At 45.4% G+C, this 15,685-nt stretch carries 23 protein-coding genes and 1 pseudogene; 5 read left to right on the top strand and 19 right to left on the bottom strand.

Annotated elements, in window-relative coordinates:
- The 4 genes from QK890_RS15510 to QK890_RS15495 form a co-directional block, all read left to right on the top strand.
- On the top strand, positions 1-364 hold a 364-nt coding region (locus QK890_RS15510; protein ID WP_367627446.1), incomplete at its 5' end, for a hypothetical protein.
- A gap of 204 nt (positions 365-568) precedes the next feature.
- Positions 569-811, top strand: coding sequence for a hypothetical protein (locus tag QK890_RS15505; protein WP_008620879.1), 243 nt, complete (start codon positions 569-571; stop codon positions 809-811).
- 71 nt (positions 812-882) lie between these two features.
- Positions 883-1,521: a thymidylate synthase gene (locus tag QK890_RS15500; protein ID WP_005798286.1), complete on the top strand. Its 639-nt coding sequence runs from the start codon at positions 883-885 to the stop codon at positions 1,519-1,521.
- Positions 1,518-2,357 carry a DNA adenine methylase gene (locus QK890_RS15495; RefSeq protein WP_005798287.1) on the top strand — a complete coding sequence of 280 codons (840 nt, stop codon included), beginning with the start codon at positions 1,518-1,520 and terminating at the stop codon, positions 2,355-2,357. The genes QK890_RS15500 and QK890_RS15495 overlap by 4 nt, the downstream gene beginning before the upstream one ends.
- 84 nt (positions 2,358-2,441) lie before the next feature.
- Here QK890_RS15495 and QK890_RS15490 read toward each other — a convergent pair whose 3' ends face one another.
- From QK890_RS15490 to QK890_RS15415, 16 genes are all read right to left on the bottom strand, one after another.
- On the bottom strand, positions 2,442-2,876 hold the full coding sequence (locus QK890_RS15490; RefSeq protein WP_005798290.1) for a hypothetical protein: 435 nt from the start codon (positions 2,874-2,876) through the stop codon (positions 2,442-2,444).
- The gene (locus QK890_RS15485) at positions 2,873-3,433 is read right to left on the bottom strand and encodes a phage virion morphogenesis protein (protein ID WP_005798293.1); all 561 of its coding nucleotides are present in this window, start codon (positions 3,431-3,433) and stop codon (positions 2,873-2,875) included. Before QK890_RS15485 ends, QK890_RS15490 begins: the two co-directional genes overlap by 4 nt.
- Positions 3,430-3,663, bottom strand: a complete 234-nt coding sequence (locus QK890_RS15480) for a hypothetical protein (protein WP_005798295.1) — start codon at positions 3,661-3,663, stop codon at positions 3,430-3,432. The genes QK890_RS15485 and QK890_RS15480 overlap by 4 nt, the downstream gene beginning before the upstream one ends.
- A gap of 6 nt (positions 3,664-3,669) precedes the next feature.
- A complete protein-coding gene (locus QK890_RS15475) occupies positions 3,670-3,906 on the bottom strand; it encodes a hypothetical protein (protein WP_005798297.1) in 237 nt (78 codons plus the stop codon).
- An 11-nt stretch (positions 3,907-3,917) separates the two neighbouring features.
- Positions 3,918-4,586, bottom strand: coding sequence for a DUF3164 family protein (locus QK890_RS15470; protein ID WP_005798301.1), 669 nt, complete (start codon positions 4,584-4,586; stop codon positions 3,918-3,920).
- Between the two features lie 18 nt (positions 4,587-4,604).
- Positions 4,605-4,787 carry a hypothetical protein gene (locus QK890_RS15465; protein ID WP_005798303.1) on the bottom strand — a complete coding sequence of 61 codons (183 nt, stop codon included), beginning with the start codon at positions 4,785-4,787 and terminating at the stop codon, positions 4,605-4,607.
- A gap of 6 nt (positions 4,788-4,793) precedes the next feature.
- A complete protein-coding gene (locus QK890_RS15460) occupies positions 4,794-5,288 on the bottom strand; it encodes a hypothetical protein (RefSeq protein WP_119958498.1) in 495 nt (164 codons plus the stop codon).
- A 1-nt stretch (position 5,289) separates the two neighbouring features.
- On the bottom strand, positions 5,290-5,562 hold the full coding sequence (locus QK890_RS15455) for a hypothetical protein (protein ID WP_005798305.1): 273 nt from the start codon (positions 5,560-5,562) through the stop codon (positions 5,290-5,292).
- An 11-nt stretch (positions 5,563-5,573) separates the two neighbouring features.
- The gene (locus QK890_RS15450; RefSeq protein ID WP_005798306.1) at positions 5,574-5,870 is read right to left on the bottom strand and encodes a DUF4406 domain-containing protein; all 297 of its coding nucleotides are present in this window, start codon (positions 5,868-5,870) and stop codon (positions 5,574-5,576) included.
- Position 5,871: 1 nt separating this feature from the next.
- Positions 5,872-6,114, bottom strand: coding sequence for a hypothetical protein (locus tag QK890_RS15445; RefSeq protein ID WP_005798307.1), 243 nt, complete (start codon positions 6,112-6,114; stop codon positions 5,872-5,874).
- A 2-nt stretch (positions 6,115-6,116) separates the two neighbouring features.
- Entirely contained in the window at positions 6,117-6,743 is a 627-nt protein-coding gene (locus QK890_RS15440) for an AAA family ATPase (protein WP_367627445.1), read from the bottom strand.
- Positions 6,743-7,621 (bottom strand): AAA family ATPase, encoded by an 879-nt coding sequence (locus QK890_RS15435; protein ID WP_202194495.1) that lies wholly within the window; start codon positions 7,619-7,621, stop codon positions 6,743-6,745. Before QK890_RS15435 ends, QK890_RS15440 begins: the two co-directional genes overlap by 1 nt.
- A gap of 38 nt (positions 7,622-7,659) precedes the next feature.
- Entirely contained in the window at positions 7,660-9,699 is a 2,040-nt protein-coding gene (locus QK890_RS15430) for a hypothetical protein (RefSeq protein ID WP_367627444.1), read from the bottom strand.
- A 9-nt stretch (positions 9,700-9,708) separates the two neighbouring features.
- The gene (locus QK890_RS15425; RefSeq protein ID WP_149935345.1) at positions 9,709-10,083 is read right to left on the bottom strand and encodes a hypothetical protein; all 375 of its coding nucleotides are present in this window, start codon (positions 10,081-10,083) and stop codon (positions 9,709-9,711) included.
- Between the two features lie 73 nt (positions 10,084-10,156).
- Positions 10,157-10,444 carry a hypothetical protein gene (locus QK890_RS15420; protein ID WP_367627443.1) on the bottom strand — a complete coding sequence of 96 codons (288 nt, stop codon included), beginning with the start codon at positions 10,442-10,444 and terminating at the stop codon, positions 10,157-10,159.
- A gap of 122 nt (positions 10,445-10,566) precedes the next feature.
- Positions 10,567-10,797: a hypothetical protein gene (locus tag QK890_RS15415; protein ID WP_149935346.1), complete on the bottom strand. Its 231-nt coding sequence runs from the start codon at positions 10,795-10,797 to the stop codon at positions 10,567-10,569.
- A 152-nt stretch (positions 10,798-10,949) separates the two neighbouring features.
- Between QK890_RS15415 and QK890_RS15410 the strand changes: the two genes are divergently transcribed.
- Positions 10,950-11,417 carry an XRE family transcriptional regulator gene (locus QK890_RS15410; RefSeq protein ID WP_151927784.1) on the top strand — a complete coding sequence of 156 codons (468 nt, stop codon included), beginning with the start codon at positions 10,950-10,952 and terminating at the stop codon, positions 11,415-11,417.
- A 418-nt stretch (positions 11,418-11,835) separates the two neighbouring features.
- Here QK890_RS15410 and QK890_RS15405 read toward each other — a convergent pair whose 3' ends face one another.
- From QK890_RS15405 to QK890_RS15395, 3 genes and pseudogenes are all read right to left on the bottom strand, one after another.
- Complete coding sequence (locus QK890_RS15405; protein ID WP_005798322.1) at positions 11,836-12,078, bottom strand: hypothetical protein; 243 nt, start codon at positions 12,076-12,078, stop codon at positions 11,836-11,838.
- Positions 12,079-12,414: 336 nt separating this feature from the next.
- Positions 12,415-13,494 (bottom strand): annotated as a pseudogene (locus tag QK890_RS15400) (DUF4964 domain-containing protein); the annotation flags it as partial.
- Positions 13,495-13,520: 26 nt separating this feature from the next.
- Entirely contained in the window at positions 13,521-15,683 is a 2,163-nt protein-coding gene (locus tag QK890_RS15395) for a hypothetical protein (RefSeq protein ID WP_367627442.1), read from the bottom strand.
- Positions 15,684-15,685 lie beyond the last annotated feature (2 nt).

The following is a 15,685-nucleotide window of genomic DNA, read 5'->3' as shown; positions in this document are numbered from 1 at the left end:
AGAGGAGTTCGGACACAAGCCTACTGATGAGGAAATCCGCACATTGGTTATGTCATGGTATAACAGCCAGACTGATGCAGCTATCCTATCCGGATTCGCCTATAATGGCGCCCCTGTATGGCTTTCTACGGAGAACCAATACAACTATAAGGCAGCATACGATTTGGCCGTTCAGACGGGCGGAGAGACCCTTCCAGTTACATTCAAATTCGGTTCGGATGAACAACCCGAATACCATACCTTTGATAATTTGGATGAACTGAAGGACTTCTATGTTCAAGCGGTCAGACACATCCAAAACACACTGGCTGAAGGATGGAAAAGGAAAGATGTATTCAACTTGGATTTATATCGGATTGAATGATTGACAATCCCTTCGGGGGAAGGATAAAAAAAAGCCCCCGGCCTGTTAAATAGTCGTCTCACTTACCATTTAAACATAAAGCACCTCTTACCGGCACGACCGGGGGCAGATACCCTCGTTCGCCAGTAAGAGGCTTTTTTTATGTAAGCGCTATTCTGCGCAATGATAAGTGAGACGGTGCAAATGTACAAAATTTAACTGGATATGAAAGTAATTGAGATACTAAAATTGAACAGAGAGCTTTTAAAAACGTGCCATTACATGGGCATACGACCCGATGACGTGCAATATATAGAACTATATAATGAATATAACAAGTTGCAGACCAATGGTGAAAAAGTGTCTTATATCGTAGCTACGCTTTCCCTACGATATGGCATCAGTGAGCGAAAGGTGTATGACCTGATCAAGCGTTTTAAAACCGACTGCAATTTGTGTGCAGTGTAATCAGGACTTCCTCCCACTAAAGGCAAACTCCCCTACCCTACCTTTGTATCGCAATAAATAACATTCATATCATGGACAAGTATTATCAAATCTTAGGCAAGGTGCTTTCGTCCGGAAAGATGCAAAGCAATAAAAAAGGGAATATCCGCTACCTACTGAATGAACAGCTGACGCTGCTCCCTGCCGACCTTCTTGATATATTCGAGGGGCATACCATAGCGCGGAAGAAGTTAAAAAACGAGTTACAACTGTTTATGAGGGGCGAACGAAACGTGGAAAAATACAGGGAGGCCGGAATCAACTGGTGGGACTACTGCGGCTCTATCCTTGTGAACAGCTACCCAACCTATTTTGAAAAACTGCCGCCACTCATCGAACGCATAAACAGGGAAAAAAGGAACAGCAAAAACTATATATTGTTTCTCGGATCTACAGGAACAGAAAGCAACCAGGCTCCATGCCTTAGTCTTGTTCAGTTCCAGATAGAGCAAGGAGAACTGGTCATGACCGCCTATCAGCGAAGCAGCGATGCGAATTTAGGACTGCCGGCAGATATTTATCATTTGTATCTAATATCAAGACAGATTGAGTTGCCACTAAAATCCATCACCCTGAATCTGGGGAATGTGCATATTTACGAAAACAACATCGACAAAACAGAACAGCTGCTTGCCGGCAATGAAAATGTAAAATTTGAATTGAACGTATGAGAAAGATGTATCTGTCAGCCCCTCTCCCATTTGTCGGGCAAAAGCGTATGTTAGCCAAGGAATTCATGAAAGTGCTGGAGCAATATCCGGATGGAACATTGTTTGTTGACCTGTTCGGTGGCTCCGGATTGTTGTCTCACATTACCAAATCCCTCAAGCCCCACTCTACTGTTATCTATAATGACTTTGATAACTACCGCTTCCGCATGAAGCACATTCCGCAAACGAATCAGCTGCTTGCTGACATTCGCGAAATGGTAGGGAATTCCGTACCACGTCATAAAATCATTAAAGGAGAACTGCGTGAACGAATATTCAGCCGCATCGAGCAGGAAGAGAATAGCACCGGATATGTGGATTTCATTACCCTCTCCTCCTCTATCTTGTTTTCCATGAAATACAAACTGTCTGTTCAGGATATGCGGAAGGAAGCTTTATACAACAATATACGCAAGACCGGCTACCCGGAATGTACGGACTATCTCGAAGGGCTGGAAATCGTATCTTGCGATTACAAGGAAGTATTCAACCGGTATAAAGATATTCCTGGAGTAGTATTTCTTGTTGATCCGCCCTATCTGTCCACTGACGTAGGGACCTATAACATGTACTGGAATATGGCAGACTATCTGGATGTGCTGAATGTACTGAAGGGGCATTCATACGTATATTTCACATCCAACAAATCTTCAATTCTGGAGCTGTGCGAATGGATAGGTAAAAATAGGGATTTAGGTAATCCTTTTGAAAACTGCACAAAGGTGGAATTCAATGCTCACATGAATTACAACTCTTCTTACACAGATATGATGCTTTACAAGAAAGAGGCTGCCTGATTGCGTTTACTTTGCCTGTATTGAACAAAAAAGCCGCAGACGGTAATTTGTACGTCCGCGGCTTTTTCTGTCTAATAAAGACGGCTATTGCAGCCGCTTGATGGCCACACACTGATATACCTCGATACTTTCCACAATATCCTCATGGTTGTGATTGGTATCACTCTCCACCAGATCCAGCTCCAAAAAGGTCTCCCCGCTCAATCCGGCAAGCTGTGCATGAAGCAGTCCGGACAGGTCAAACACCTTCAGCGCATCCTCCTGCAGCTCGCTGCCCTCAGCACTCGAACCTTCCCAGTCCGTCACGATGTGCAGTTTAATCAAAGGTTCTGCCCGGTATTCCACACCGGGAACAATCGCATTCCACTGTATAGGGCAGAATTCCACAAAGACAGCCGGACGCTCCCAGTTTTCTTCCTGTTCGATGAATTCCACATTATGGTTCCACAAGTCTATGTGCTTGATAAGGTCAATGGCCTTCAGCTCCCGGCAAAGCATCCGGTAAAGTTCTTTTCTCATTTTCTTATGATATTATATTCAATGGTAAAATACTCTGTTAGGTTCTCTTCTACAATCTCACGGACGGCTTTTTCCACTTCAGGCGATGTGCCGAGGAAACGGCGTCGGGGAATCCTGATGGTGCTTCCTGCTTTCTTTAAAGCCATGAACATCCAAAAATCGGCTTCTGTATCAAGCCGGACATTTCGTTTGTCTTTTCGAAGTTTGCCGTCTTTTCTTCTACCGAACGCTCCGGTTGCCTCATAATACTTATGCCAGAAGAAACGCTTCATCCGCTTGGTCACCACTATTTCACCGCCATCATTATGAATGGCCGCATAGGGCAGAGAGGTAAAGAAGGTAATGCTGTTTTCCGTTGTCCGACTTCCGATACTTTTCCGAAGCGCCCCGGTATCTGTTAGTATGGCTCTACCTTCATTCCGGATGGGGCTTTTCCGTCGCTGCCATTTCTCACTGAAAAAAGCCTGCCGTTCAAAGTTCTTGTCAAACTCATCACTCATTTCCACCTGAATGTCTTTCAGTATCCGGGCCACTACTTTTTTTACGTTTTCATTCATTCCCAGTCAAAGTTAAATTTCAATTGTACCGTATCGTCCGGCAAATCATTTTTAGGGTCTGCGGACGCTTTAAGCATATTGTAGAATGTACGCTCACTAATAGCATACACAGGATATATGTACCGCCGCCATATTTCACGGTTCGGTACACCGTGACTGGCATAATGGTCATATATCCTGTTTACTTCTACTACACGCTTCTGATAACTGACTCCGTGCCGCTTTCCCATATAGGTTTAATCGTTCATAGACGGTTCTACTTTAGGTTTATAGGGACGGATGTCAAGCGTCATTTTTGCGCTTACCGTTACCCGGCCACTTCCTTCACACTGTCTGCAGACTTCCTCAACGGTTTCGCTTCGCTTCTTTCCAAAGATCCGAGAGGGATATTCTACAACTTTCTTTACTTTACCTGTACCGTAGCAAGCACGGCACAGGGCTACTTTCGGAGATTTCTCCACTTCTTGTATCATAGTTCTATTATTTATGATTCTGTCATTCCCAGAGGGATAGGTTTCCACATTCCGTTTTCGTTTTTGATTTCAGCACGGATAAACTGTTTGCTCACTTCCGGCTGGTAGGCTTCCTCAATGATACGCACACCTTCAATGAAACGGTCATCTCCGGTTTCCATGGCCACTTTGCGAAGCTGCACGATGCGTGAAGCCTTCAGCGTTCCCTTGGCATCACGGGCCAACAGACGAAGCACCATGCTCACCAGTGCCTTGGTCTTTTCATCTTTGGCCAGACCTTCGATGTATTCCTTCACAATGGCTATACCGTCTTCCACCGTGTCACGGTAACCGTCGGTCACATACACACCCAGCGTGATTCGTTTGTCGCCTTCACTGTTAGTAAAGGTATGGCTGCGCTGGTCATCCTTCACCTTGGTCTTGAAAAGGTCTGCCTTCATTTCCAGAATGGTTTTGAAGTTGTCCATCACAGTCTGCTTGCTTGCCTTGATCTGCTCACTGATGCCCAGCAGTACCGGAATGGAGTTTGCTATCTCCTCATCCACCATCTGTTTGTACATTTCGCGGTCATTCTTGGCTTTTTCCTCTGCCGCTTTCTTTGCTTTTTCTCTCTGGAAGGCTTCAAATTCCGCCTTTTCCTCTGCCGTCATTACCACGGTCGTTTGTTTCATTTCTTCCATGATTCTTGTTTTTTGGGGTTATTGGTTTTCATAATCCTGCATTTCAGGTTCGTCTTCCATCAGCATAGCCTCTCCGTTGGCGTATGCCCAGTCAGCCAATTCACTATAAAACTCGGCTGCATCTTGCTTCTCCATATCAGAGGCAAGCAGGTTGATTTCCTTTTTCAGATTCTCTAAAATCTTTGTGTTTCTATTTTCCATATCCTATCAGTTTGCCGGAGCATCAGGGTCAATCTGAATGAGTGATACCATGCTCACGGGGTTAATCGTTTGCTTTTCTTTCCTGGGCTTCAAGCCGCCTTTCCGTTGTATGGACCGAAGCTTTACCGCCAGTTCATCCAGTTCGTCCACCGTAATCTGTCTGAACGCTTTGCCGACTATTCGGGGATTACTGCAGAAGTCATTGATTCGTGCCCAGTCGGATGTATCTATGCCCAGCTTCTGCATCAGGTTCAGACAGAGACTCCGTTTCCGCCGCAGCTCCTCACGCAGCTTCTGTCGCCATTCGTCTTGTCCGCTCAGCTTCTCCAGAGCCGTACAGCAGGCTTCATACTCCTTGGCTGTCATTTCCTTCAGACTGTCCGTCCGGTTCCACGTGTACTGCAGCACAATGCTTTTCTTGAATTCTTCCCGGTCTCCTGTACAGGGCAGCTTGTTGAACAATGCATAGAACCGGGCGAAATTGGTTACTTCCTGTGCCATATCATTTGCCATTAAGAATCATTTCACATTCAGTTGATTTGGTACTGACACGATAAATTATCTTATCCGTCTTCACTGATTTAGCTTTGTATTCAGCCTCAATTTGCCCAGCAAATATCTTTTTGAATTCAGCACCCATTTTAGAAAGTATTTCCTTGTTGTACTCCCCGCAAAATCCTATGCGTGAAGATTGGATTTCACGAATATTTCCTCTATATACCGTAGCAGTCAACGTCATCACCACAACACCGGTTTCCATTTTTATTTTTCCCATATCGACCATTTTTACTCAAACAATACTTTAATGCCACACGAACTGGCCACATCAAGCTCCAGTTTAGCACCTTTGCTCAGTTCCCAATCCTTCAGCATATAGATATACTCACAATCCAGCAACAGGCGTATATCCGCCCGCATGTGCTCTCTCCAGTGTGCTTCATCCGGAAGTCCGTTTTTAAATGGATTCACCGGATTGAACCCCATAGCACGCAATCTGTTTTCAGCATCGAGGAACGCACCTTTGCGCTCATCGATATTGTAGTGGGCTATTGCCCCACTGATGTAAACTTTGTCTTTTTCCATATCACTTCTTTTTGATGTTGACTTTACAACTTGGATTCCATATCAGCACATTACGTGCAAACAAGACATCACCCGTTTCTATTACGACATGACCGGGCGTTTTCGCTCTTCTCACTTTCAGGTCACTTTGGATGTTTCGCTCCAGCCAGTCATCCAACACTGCCCTGCTGGAACTTCCGTCCAGCAGAATCTGGAACACTTCCGTTCCGGTGTAGCTTTCAAAAGCCTTTTCGTTATTATCCATAATCACTTTGGTAAATTATTACTTGTTTGAATGATTCCGTCTTCCCATACCACATAATAGCTTCCCGGATCTCCAATGGAGCGGCCTTGACAATAAGCTTTATAACCGACCACCCGAATCTTCATATCACTGATATACCTTAGCCGCAACGCACCGCCACCCATTGGCTGGCTCTTCTTTTCCTGGCTGATCCAGATGAAACATTTCTTCGGAAAGGTTTCCATCAGTTCCACAGCCTGCGGATAGTCCCACCCGGCCACCTGAAAGGAATCAATGATGATGAACTTCGGGCTTTTCGGCTTTTTCAGCCGGGCAATCACTTCCTCCAGACTGCCTTCTGTCACCACGCGAAACTTGCCCTGCACCTCATTCATCTTCAAATAACCCATACGCCGTTGGAAACTTTGGTTGATTTTCTCTTCGTAACTCATGTACAGCACCGGCCCATAGTTACACAGTTCCTTTCCAAGCTGCATTACAAAGCTGCTCTTCCCGCTGGCACTGGCACCACTGATGAACCACGAAGCGTTCTCTGCCGGGAACCCGAAAGGTTTGCTCCATTTCTCATTCCACGGCAGAGTAACCCATTTCTTGGCGGCTATTTCCTTCGGACTGTACGCACGCTTCATTATTCCGCTGTCATTTTAAGTTTTTCAATCTCAGTATAGACTCTTCTCAAACCACCGCGTGTCTTCCGTACAATCTGGGCTATATCAGCACCTGCCGGGGCATTTACCTTGGCCACAATACGTGCCTGGTTATTCAAGAACTGTTCGCGCTCCTTGCCATCATCCGGAGTCACCTTGCTGTACCGGTCACCATAACGGCTCAACATTTCGGTATAGCCCACCTTCTTACATTCTATGGACCGGTTGATTTTCTCTTTCAATCCGTCTGCCCCCATCATGTACCAGGCGCAGCAGCGTTCAGTGGCATTCCATAGGGCCTTCAGTTCCAGGAAAGCTTCATACTGCAGGTCGCCTGCTTCATCGAGGATGATAAGCGGGGTTTCCATCGAACGGAGGTAATATACCAGGTCTTCATACACATCAGAATACTTCCCCTTGCTGTCCACACCAAACTCTGCAGCAATCTTGCGTACCAGCTTCAATTTTGTCTTTACCTGCGAGCAGTCGATATAAACGGCATTCTTGTGGCTCTGCACATAATAACGTGCCGTGAAAGTCTTGCCGATATTGGGCATGTCGCACAAGATACCCGACAGGCTGGACTGCTGTGAAAACTCCAGCTGGGCTGTGATATATTCAAATGTCGGGGTCTTGGCTGCTTTCCATTCCATTTCACCACGGAGGTTCACCCCTAATTTCCGGGCAATGCTTATCCAGTTGGCATCGCTCAGGGCTTTGTCTGTCTGTCCGTTCTTGATTGCACTGTACACAGACGTACTGATGGCCAAAGAGGCAGCATGCTTGGCATCACTGGGATAGTTCACACGGTTGCCGGCTATCGCTGCTATAATCTTCTGTTTTTGCGCTTCTGTAATCATAATTCTAACGCTGTTTTAATGTTGTTCTAATTCTGTTCTTACATATCACTGATGGCTCTCATTGCCTCGCTTATTCCGGAATGCCATTCATAATCAGATTCCGGATCTGCCGACAAATCGGCTGGCAAATCATCGGATAGTTCCACCGGGGGAAGTTCCAGTTCCTCTTCCGGATCATCCGTTGGCTGATCGGGTGTACCGGTGCCCACCTTGCCGATGGCGTGGTCTTTGAGGTATTTGCTGAAATGACTTACAATCTTAGCCTGCTCTGTATAGGCAGCCCGGTCTTCTTCGGTCTGTTCTGCCATCACCCGGTTGTAAGTCACTACCGGACGAACCTTGTCAAGGTAGCGGTCGTTCTGGTACAGGAAGACATCCGTAGGCTTGCCCTCTTCATCCGGCAGATAGTAAGCCGTCACCTTGCGGTTGTTTGGTTCCAGCTGCTCCAGCACTTCCGGACCGCTCAGCCACCAGTCCGCATTTGCCACACGTACTGTGGAATTTCTACGAATACTGGTATCTGCCTTTTCTCCGATATATCTGCTCAAGGTCAGTTTATCAAGCGGTCGAAGGGTCGGATTGATTTTGGCTACGAGCACATCCCAACGGGTCATTCCGGGATATTTCTTTTGATTGGGGTGAAGCGTATTGTTCCATTCTTCACAATCGCGACGGTCATCCGCCACAAGCTCTTCAAACGTATAATACTTTCTGTCTTCCCAGGTGTGGTTGCTGCTGTCGCTCACTTTCTTCTGGTCCACCCGCCGTGCACCCTTACCATACCAGCGGCCAATGCCTTCATGGTTCTTATGTGCTATGGTTGTCTTGAACACACCGTTCAGAACTTCAGAATATTTCTCCTGTGAGTTCTGTGGAGCACAGAAATGCACAAACTTAAATACCTCGCCTGCCTTCAGAAATCCTCCTTTATACTTGCTCATCAAGTGCTGCTCCACCTCAATACCGGCTGGAATACCCCATCCGTTGCGTTCGATGAGCCGGAACATATCACGGAAACAGTCCACTACCAAGGCATCATCCTTATCCCGCCCGTAGGCCAGCCCGATACGGCACTGGCTCACCACATCATAAGCATAATAGGCATGCACATACTCGCCGCCTTTCATCCGACGCGGCAAATCCACGTCATCCATCGTAATTTGTGACAAAGAGAACTCACCACCATGGCGGTGCATGTGCGGCATTTGCTCATGATAAAATTCCATACGTCCACGCAAGGCTTTTTCTATCAGCAGCTGGCTTGCCGGGTTATTCAGTATGTTCCGGATAGTGCTTTCGCTCAGTTCTTTCGGTTCCCCGTTCTTATCCGTAAAGTTTTCCGGATTGAATATCTCCCCTGTTTCCAGATCCCATACTTCCAGCTCACCGCATACAAACGACAGATACATTTCATGCACATCACTGCCGTATGGTTGGTTGGGAAGTACTTTCAAACTCATTACCAGACGTTCGTCCATGTGAGTTACCTTCCGTTTGTTCTGGTTGCCGAATTTTCCGGTTATCAGACATTCGTAACCGTACTGCTTGTATTCGTTCACTTTCTTGCGGAAACGCAGGGTACTGGCAGGAAGGTCATGACCAAAGTCTTCGCGTAAGGTCTCGATGGTAGTGGCCATCATGTCCCAGTTATATTTTTCACCCATCAGTTTGCGGTAATCATTGCTTCTGTTATAAAGCTTGATACAAGTATTCAGAACTGAAGCATTCACCGCATATTTCCGGGCAAGTTCGTCTGTAGCTCTGTTGCTGGAAGAATGGGAAGCCCAATCCAAAAAATAGGCTACTGCAGCCTGATCCAGCACATAGTTTGATAGTATCCAGTGGCGAAGTGCCTGCTCTGTTCCTCCGGGGTTGTCTTCCTTTACCCGCTCCAGGCACTCGGTAGGCAGACTATTGAGGGCGACCAACGCGCAATTTCCAGCAGCACCTCCACCACGGCGCACCACCTTGATACGGCCACGGTTCACCCAATTGTCATAACAGGACTTGGTGATATAGCCTTTATCTATGAGCTCGCGTGCAGAAATACACTGTATGTTACCGTAATACACCAACATAGTCACCTCCTATCTTAATGCAGATGCAAACGCTTGAATTTGGTTAATATCGACAACCGTCACATGCTCGTAAGTCTTAACCGTCTCTCCCTTGAATATTACTTGCCCGCTACCATCTTTGCGGTCAAGTTCAATCAAAGCACCGTTCGGACAATACTGACGCATCACTTTGTCATAATCATGAAACGTTTCTATTTCCGGAGCAACAACCATCACAATACCGCCACGATCCATCGCCAACTTACGAATCTTTGCAGAAAGTTCGGAGTTGCCACGACGGTCATCAAAACGGATAGCGTTATAAACAGTCTTCTCTGTCACGTTGAGCGCCTTTGCAATAAAGTCGCGGTCAGCTTTCGTAATGTGAATGTACCTCTTGTTCATATCTCACTTGTTTTTAATATTATAAATTGTTATATTTGTTGCGTTTTCTAAAATGAACACATGATGAAGTATGTTATAAGAATATTGATTCCAGACTGCACCGAACCCAGCTATATCGAGAAATATAAGCGAGACCTGTCAGCGTTTTGCCGAGTTGCTCAAATTCGCAAGCCGGTACCGCAGTCCCTGCCAAGTGGGGATGCTCTCGTAATAGACTTAAAAGGTCTTTCCGAACATAAACAACTTCTGTGGCTCCACATACTGTGCGATCTTGCGGCATTGAACCATCATTATATTGTCGAACTCTATCCTCTACCAGATGACTGGCCACTTCAAGAGGTATATTGACTGTTTCTTTCATATCTCACTTATTTTAATGATTAATATTGGAGGGAGTCCGGGGAATCGAACCCCGGCACAAGAACCATGCACTCCCGTGTGTCTTTCCACACCGTCACCCGTCTCTTAACGCCTTCCGGGTCGTCACGCTGGGTTATCCTGAGTATCTTTACTTGATTGATTCTTTAATTCCACGTTCCGAATGGTCTGCAGCAGCTCTGCTTGAAAACATACACACATTGTATAGACCTCATCTTTAAATCTTGTATTCTGCACTGGTTCTACATCTTTCATCTGAATAATGGCACTGGTTAATTCGTTCATCAGGTTATCCAGCGTCTTGGGATTTACTTTCATCAATAATGTCTCTTTCATAATCTTATATTTAAAATTCGCTAATCACACGCCTTTTTCGTATATTTGTCGCGGTGTTCTTTTTTGAACACGTTGCAAATATAATACGCATTTGCGAATATACAAAGTGTTTTAAGGAGAAATATTCGCATTTGATAATATTTTTATTGATTATGACGGTTAATGAACGCTTTGAGACAATTATACGAGTACTGTTTGGAGGTAACAAACGAGCATTTGCATTGCATGTAGGCATTAGTCCTACAGTGGTTGAGAATGTAGTCGGGACACGAAAAGGGAAGCCCTCATTTGATGTCCTTGAAAAAGTATGCGCAAATGCGAATATATCTGCAGAATGGCTCTTGCTCGGTAAAGGGGAGATGCTAATGGACATGTTCGAAATAAGAAAACCTATGCGTTTTAGCTCAGACCCTGCTTATTACGAAAATATTAATCACGAAACACCTACACCTGATGAAGAACCACAACCAGCAAACACAGATTTTTCTCAGTTTATAAACAAAATAGCAAAACAAGCTGAAGAAATAGGGCAGTTAAAAGAACGGATCAACCAACTTGAACGCGAAAAGGAAAAACATGTATCGGATGCGTCCATTTCCGGTACTGCAAATGTCGGGTAGGCGGATTTACTGTTACCATACACCGGTGATGGAAAACGAAGCGTACCCCCTATCATCCCCCATGATGCCCCCCTCCCAAGCAATCCCCCTCCCCTACCTTCATATATGGGTATAAAAACACTGATATTTGGGCATTTAAGAACTAAAGCGTGAAAAATGATAGGTTTTTAGGGGGGGGCTATTAAATAAAAAACAAGAGGTATTTTTAAAATTATAGTATTTTAGTACGTCTGTATCGCACACCGCCAAAACCCTATTTTGAATGTCCAGTTCTATAAAAGTGAATGTCCACTTTGAATGCCCACCTGAATGTCCAGCATCAAAAAAGACCGATTTCAAGCACAAAAAAAGGGAGGTATAACCACCTCCCTACACCGGATCATTCTAAAGCCATTTTTATTGCGTTTTTGGCCGCTTATTATTCGTCTGACACATTTCCACTACGCCCGCAAGAAATGAGCGTAGATTGCTTTATTATAGCCTTTTTGGTGCATATAGTGCCGTTCCCAGATAATCCTGCATGCAGCAAATAATTCTTCGTTGCACCCACCTGCTCAGCTGTAAAAACGGTATAAACCGCCGAAATGCTGCTGAAATACCAATCTTTCCGCTTTGTTCCTTCTATTCCGTGCGTCAAATGCACATGTATTACCTTTGCCATACTAATAATATTTTGGCACAAATATACCAAATAACTATTATATGGAATAAATTAAGCAATATTATATCAAATAATCAGGTACAAAAAAAAGCAGCCGCAGCTGCCATGCACTCCCCCACCCGAATCAACCATGTAAGCTCTATGTAAACCCAATTAAACCTATCTGCAAATCTGTATGCCTAAAAAGCACCTAAATGTAGCTGCAAATTAAACCCACGTAAACGTTTCGTTTTGCAGAGCCATCCACTCATACATTGCACAACCTTTTGTATATCAATAGGTTTGATGTCTTTTTCTCCCAACCCTCAATATACGTTTCGTTCTGTGCCCCATACAGTCAATGCGGACATCATCGCCTTTTTTACCCAATATTTCCTGATTGCGGCTTCCTGTCTTGAGGTATACCAAATCACCTTCGGTAAAGCTTTCGGCTACGGCTTCTTGATGAGGTTGGTCGAGTGCCCACTGCGGACCGGCTTCAAAATAAAGTTCTACGTTATGTGTTTTTCCATCATTCGAAGCTACTTCATATGTAAGGTAGTTCACCGGACGAGCCATCAAATCGAGATTGTCCATAAAGAGAGGTGAAGTGAAGATAAGTTTCAGATCCACCGGTCCACAAGTAAATTCGTAATTGGTCTGCATTGCCTGCACATCTGCTGATTTCTGCACGGCTGTCTGAGTAAAGTTCTGTGTATTGTCCTTCTCTACCAACAGACCGCAATCGATCAGACCGTTGGCAACACGGTTGTTACAGTAAATTGCAATCAGGTTCTCTCCCTGTTTCAGTGCGGCCACAGCCTCTTCCGGCAGTTTGGCAAGCATGTGTTTTTTAGCCGAGTTACCGGTATCCACCACCTTCACGCCATTCACATAGATGATGGCGTCATCGTCGTGAGAATATTCCAGATATACATTTTTACCTTGCAGGTTGTCTTTAATATCCGCTTTACGGCGTATCCAGATATACTCTTCTCCCCATTGGGTTTTGGCTGTACTTTCATTTTCCATAGTACCGAAAGCGCCCTCGCCTTCTTTCCATGCAGCATCATTAAAATCGGCATTTTGCCAGCCGTCAGCCGGTTTCGTTGTTGTATACTTAGCTGTCCACTTGCCCTGTTCCGAGGTCTTTACCAGCGGAAGCAGCTCCAGTTCTTCCGTTCCCATGAAACGGTAAATCTGTCCGTCTACCTTGGCAACACCCAGGAACGGGAAATCCTTACCCGTCCAGTGTTTCACCGGTCCGTCATACAGATTATCCGTAAACGACCAGGCACTGGTATAAGGGTCAATTGTCACCAACGGATAAGCCGGCGCACGCAACTCATTTTTGTCACTCTTGATGTCCTGCGGTGCACCACAACTGCTCAGCATGGCGGCTGCACCTAAGAACAGAGTCGATAGTTTAAGTTTCATAACTTCAGATTCTTTTTTTATAGTTTTTACCATTCAATATCTACTTGCACGCCGGCGGGATCATTCTCAAACCTCAACAGTAAGGTACCCGAACGCTCTTCCCACAATTTTCCCGGTTCAAGTTCTTCTTTCCCGTTCACACAAACCCGTCGCGGTTGTTTCGGAAGAAGCACTCTCGAAACATTGGTTGTATGCAACGGGCTTTTCGCAACAAATGAATAACTGCGTTTTCCTATCTTTTCATCATATATCCGGGAAGCACCGCAAAGGACTTTTGCCTTTGTCCCGCCCGGAACCCGATTGACATTATATAAATAACCCTGTTCACCGGGACGAATTGCTTTACGAGTCAGCACCGGAAGATCTTTATCAAACAGATCGATATATAATCCCGAAAGTTCCATCGGAGCATCAGAGACGCTTTCGTTCAATACGGCAGCAATGGTATAGGGTCCCCGTTCAAGCAGGAAACTATTTTTCAGTTCTATTTCTTTCTTGGCAGTCTTTCTGTAAGCAGCCGAAACCGTGTCAAAATATCGTTGGTCATTCCCACTTTTCAGCACAAAATGTTTCGGATCCTCACGCAGGACGGTCACTGTTCCTTTCCCACAAGAATAAGTCCCGTTGACAGGCGACTTATCCAGTCCCAGCTTTTCGAACAAATGTTCCGAAGGGACTTTATACCGGTTACCATTGGAGTTCCACCATTCCAGCACTGACTGATAGGGGTCAATATCTTCACCACAATAAATCAAGGCTCCCCCTTTTTTCACCCAGGTTGCCAGGAAATCATGGTAACGGGGTTCCATCGGCTTCATATTCGAATAAGACATGACCAACACTTTCAACCCTTCAAACGTCTCCTCAAACGGAGTATTCTCCATATGTACCAATTCTACCGGTATTCCCCTTTTAAGTAATGGCAAGGTCTGCCCATAAAAACTGCTGAATTGCGGATCGTCATAACCATCGTGGTCGGGAAAGCGCTGGAACATCAGTGAATTTGCCATCAGCACTCCGATGCCGTGCGTACCGCTTACCCGGGTTTCCGAAGTCCGTATATCGTTCAGCGTATTTACCATAATCTGCATTTGTGTAGAGTAGTCACGCGGAATACGTTCTTTCCGGTCTGTCCCCGCCACACGATACAATCCCTGATAAATACGATCCGGCCAAGGCATCACCTCGTATGTGTCTACTGTCGGATACATCAGTTGGGCAGCAAAAGTAGCCTGATAGTTTATCTTATAGTCAAGCCAGTCCTTCGCCCGATCTTCAATAGGGTCCGTCAGAAAATATATCTTACGGTTCAACGGAGCCGTCATCGATTTCATACATCCATATTCGAGAAAAGCATTCTCAAATACCCGCTCCTTCTTCACTCCATTATAATAGTTCGGTTCGCGAGCAGTTCCTGTCCAGACTTGCGCTATATATCCATCTACACAATCCAGCGAAGCCAGACTCGCTTCGGGGCTTACAATCTGCCACGACGTATAATTGACCAGTGAATGTGTAGGCACAAAGCACTTCACATCCAGCCCCTTCGATTTTCCATATGCTTTGGCATACGTAAATATCTCGTTAAGAGCATTATAATAAAGATAATATTTCAGTTTATTCGATAAGTACGTATTCTCAGGAGATTCCTGTTGATCTCTCCAGGGAAATCCGTAATATTTCTGCCATTCGGACTTGAAAGCTTCACTATATCCGCCCCGCATCCAAAATTCCGGTTCTTCCAGATAAATAGAAGTAATGCCCGCATCGATCACCCGTTTGATCTGCTTTTCCTGCATGTAACGGATAAAGCTCTCGGTAGGTACGATATAAGGAATCAGGTGCCCGTGCGCAATTTCCCGTCCTTCGCGGTCACGCTGCCCCTCTTTGAGGTGATCTTTCACCCCATCCCATTTTCCAAGAAAATAATCCTGATAATCTCCCCAGGCCACCCCTGTCATAAACTCGGCCCGGTATCCTTTGTCTCTCCACGATTGTACGCGTTGCTCAAAAGTAACGCCTTTCTTATCCAGCGTTCCGTATACCATCACGGCATCGGCACGCACATCTGTTTCCGGTTTCCACGACTCTGCTGTCTGGAAATTCGTTTTTGTGCCTGTGGCGGTTTGAGAATAGACGCCGCCACAGGCCAAAAACAAACCAATCAAAACTAATACCCTCTTACTCATGT

Source organism: Bacteroides sp. NGMCC 1.200775, from assembly GCF_040798045.1.
GTDB lineage: Bacteria > Bacteroidota > Bacteroidia > Bacteroidales > Bacteroidaceae > Bacteroides > Bacteroides hominis.
This window is presented reverse-complemented; position numbering and strand designations above follow the sequence as displayed.

What these genes read in the sequence shown, in the direction of transcription:
- QK890_RS15415 (WP_149935346.1), bottom strand. Translation starts at nt 10,797, where the DNA reads ATGAAAGAGACATTATTGATGAAAGTAAATCCCAAGACGCTGGATAAC.
- QK890_RS15470 (WP_005798301.1), bottom strand. Translation starts at nt 4,586, where the DNA reads ATGGAAGAAATGAAACAAACGACCGTGGTAATGACGGCAGAGGAAAAG.
- QK890_RS15440 (WP_367627445.1), bottom strand. Translation starts at nt 6,743, where the DNA reads ATGAAGCGTGCGTACAGTCCGAAGGAAATAGCCGCCAAGAAATGGGTT.
- QK890_RS15490 (WP_005798290.1), bottom strand. Translation starts at nt 2,876, where the DNA reads ATGAGAAAAGAACTTTACCGGATGCTTTGCCGGGAGCTGAAGGCCATT.
- QK890_RS15450 (WP_005798306.1), bottom strand. Translation starts at nt 5,870, where the DNA reads ATGGAAAAAGACAAAGTTTACATCAGTGGGGCAATAGCCCACTACAAT.
- QK890_RS15445 (WP_005798307.1), bottom strand. Translation starts at nt 6,114, where the DNA reads ATGGATAATAACGAAAAGGCTTTTGAAAGCTACACCGGAACGGAAGTG.
- QK890_RS15420 (WP_367627443.1), bottom strand. Translation starts at nt 10,444, where the DNA reads ATGAAAGAAACAGTCAATATACCTCTTGAAGTGGCCAGTCATCTGGTA.
- QK890_RS15425 (WP_149935345.1), bottom strand. Translation starts at nt 10,083, where the DNA reads ATGAACAAGAGGTACATTCACATTACGAAAGCTGACCGCGACTTTATT.
- QK890_RS15455 (WP_005798305.1), bottom strand. Translation starts at nt 5,562, where the DNA reads ATGGGAAAAATAAAAATGGAAACCGGTGTTGTGGTGATGACGTTGACT.
- QK890_RS15500 (WP_005798286.1), top strand. Translation starts at nt 883, where the DNA reads ATGGACAAGTATTATCAAATCTTAGGCAAGGTGCTTTCGTCCGGAAAG.
- QK890_RS15465 (WP_005798303.1), bottom strand. Translation starts at nt 4,787, where the DNA reads ATGGAAAATAGAAACACAAAGATTTTAGAGAATCTGAAAAAGGAAATC.
- QK890_RS15505 (WP_008620879.1), top strand. Translation starts at nt 569, where the DNA reads ATGAAAGTAATTGAGATACTAAAATTGAACAGAGAGCTTTTAAAAACG.
- QK890_RS15460 (WP_119958498.1), bottom strand. Translation starts at nt 5,288, where the DNA reads ATGGCACAGGAAGTAACCAATTTCGCCCGGTTCTATGCATTGTTCAAC.
- QK890_RS15410 (WP_151927784.1), top strand. Translation starts at nt 10,950, where the DNA reads ATGACGGTTAATGAACGCTTTGAGACAATTATACGAGTACTGTTTGGA.
- QK890_RS15475 (WP_005798297.1), bottom strand. Translation starts at nt 3,906, where the DNA reads ATGATACAAGAAGTGGAGAAATCTCCGAAAGTAGCCCTGTGCCGTGCT.
- QK890_RS15480 (WP_005798295.1), bottom strand. Translation starts at nt 3,663, where the DNA reads ATGGGAAAGCGGCACGGAGTCAGTTATCAGAAGCGTGTAGTAGAAGTA.
- QK890_RS15485 (WP_005798293.1), bottom strand. Translation starts at nt 3,433, where the DNA reads ATGAATGAAAACGTAAAAAAAGTAGTGGCCCGGATACTGAAAGACATT.
- QK890_RS15395 (WP_367627442.1), bottom strand. Translation starts at nt 15,683, where the DNA reads ATGAGTAAGAGGGTATTAGTTTTGATTGGTTTGTTTTTGGCCTGTGGC.
- QK890_RS15495 (WP_005798287.1), top strand. Translation starts at nt 1,518, where the DNA reads ATGAGAAAGATGTATCTGTCAGCCCCTCTCCCATTTGTCGGGCAAAAG.
- QK890_RS15435 (WP_202194495.1), bottom strand. Translation starts at nt 7,621, where the DNA reads ATGATTACAGAAGCGCAAAAACAGAAGATTATAGCAGCGATAGCCGGC.
- QK890_RS15405 (WP_005798322.1), bottom strand. Translation starts at nt 12,078, where the DNA reads ATGGCAAAGGTAATACATGTGCATTTGACGCACGGAATAGAAGGAACA.
- QK890_RS15430 (WP_367627444.1), bottom strand. Translation starts at nt 9,699, where the DNA reads ATGTTGGTGTATTACGGTAACATACAGTGTATTTCTGCACGCGAGCTC.